Source organism: Bacillus sp. JJ722 (assembly GCF_036963345.1).
Taxonomy (GTDB): domain Bacteria; phylum Bacillota; class Bacilli; order Bacillales; family DSM-1321; genus Bacillus_AD.
In genome coordinates, this window is the sequence record NZ_JBALMO010000268.1 from 1 (window position 1) to 1,399 (window position 1,399).

A 1,399-nucleotide genomic window follows, 5' to 3' on the forward strand; every position below is an offset into this window, starting at 1 on the left:
AAAAATGACAGGCAGTGCCAATGCTGATGGGTTTTTGAATGTAATAACAAGTAATATTTTATTTAATGAATGCATTACAGTTCATCGAAGCCGTTATCTATTGTGTTTACTTTCGTATACTGACGTGACTTTTGTTCAAAGAAATCAGATTTACCGAGATCAACGTCTTCATATGCTTTAATCCAACGCAATGGATTTGTACGGTAACCTTCGAAAGGTTTTTCAAAGCCAAGTTGATTACAGCGAACATTCGCATAGAATTTGATATATGCTTCAAGGTCACTTATTAAAATCCCGTCAACTCTATCACCGATAATATATCGTGCCCAGTCGACTTCTAGTTCAGTAGCTTTAATAAATGTTTGCCGAACGAAATCTGCTAGCTCTTGTGTATTAGCCTCAGGGTTTTCATTTAATACTTCATTGAAAATCTTAACGAATAAATCGACATGAATTTGCTCATCGCGATTTATATAGTTAATCATTGTACTCGTGGCAACCATCTTTTGATTGCGTGCAAGATAGTAGAAGAAGGCAAAACCTGAATAGAAGAATAAACCTTCAAGAATCACGTCATACACGATACTTTTCAATAAGTTTTCAACTGTCGGTTTCTCTGCAAAGTCACGGTAGCCGTTTGTGATGAAATCATTGCGGACCTCTAGAATAGGTTCTGTCCGCCAAAATTCAAATACTTCATCTTGCTTTTCTTTTTGTACAAGACTTGATAAAACATAAGAATAAGAATGATTATGAATGACTTCTTGCTGAGCGAGAATAATCATAAGGGCAGAAAGACTTGAATCTGTTAAATAATCCGCTACTTTACCAGCATAATCTGTTTGAATGCTATCAAGTAGAGCTAATAAGCCAATGATTTTTAAGAAGGCTTCTTGCTCTGTTTCTGTTAGTTCAGGAAACTGCTTTTTATCTTGAGACATATTGATTTCAAAAGGTGTCCAGAAGTTTCCGAGCATTTTTTTGTATTTAGGATATGCCCATTTGAATCTTACATCATCCCAGTTTAGTATATTGGAGCATGTACCGTTCACGATAGCAGTTGCGCGATTTGGTGCAGTTTTGTTCATAATGGATCTTGGGGAAACAGGGATACTCATTGTTTCGTCTCCTTTTATGTTGAGATTCGGTATTTCTTATTGTCTAACCTTACACCGGCCATGCTCGGTCATAAGCCGTTCTGTTTTGAAAACCAAAAGAGGGTTTTCAAGAACAGCCCATCTTATGCCTGCCGCATGTCTCCTTTTTAATTGGTAGTAAATCGTAGAAGTAACCTCAGTCATTAAAAAGGACCGGTGCCGGTATTTCTTATTGTCTAGGAAATTATAAAATAATAGGTTGTTGATCACTTTGAAATAGATGGATTCTACGTCCAGCTCCG

General features: G+C 36.7%; 1 protein-coding gene. It reads right to left on the bottom strand.

The genetic code is table 11. The features are described from left to right. Positions 1-74: 74 nt before the first annotated feature. Positions 75-1,118 carry a ribonucleotide-diphosphate reductase subunit beta gene (locus V7014_RS23325; protein ID WP_335510836.1) on the bottom strand — a complete coding sequence of 348 codons (1,044 nt, stop codon included), beginning with the start codon at positions 1,116-1,118 and terminating at the stop codon, positions 75-77. Between the last annotated feature and the right edge of the window lie 281 nt (positions 1,119-1,399).

Bases quoted from the DNA above. Each gene is read 5' to 3' on its own strand.
- V7014_RS23325 (WP_335510836.1), bottom strand. From the start codon at position 1,118: ATGAGTATCCCTGTTTCCCCAAGATCCATTATGAACAAAACTGCACCA.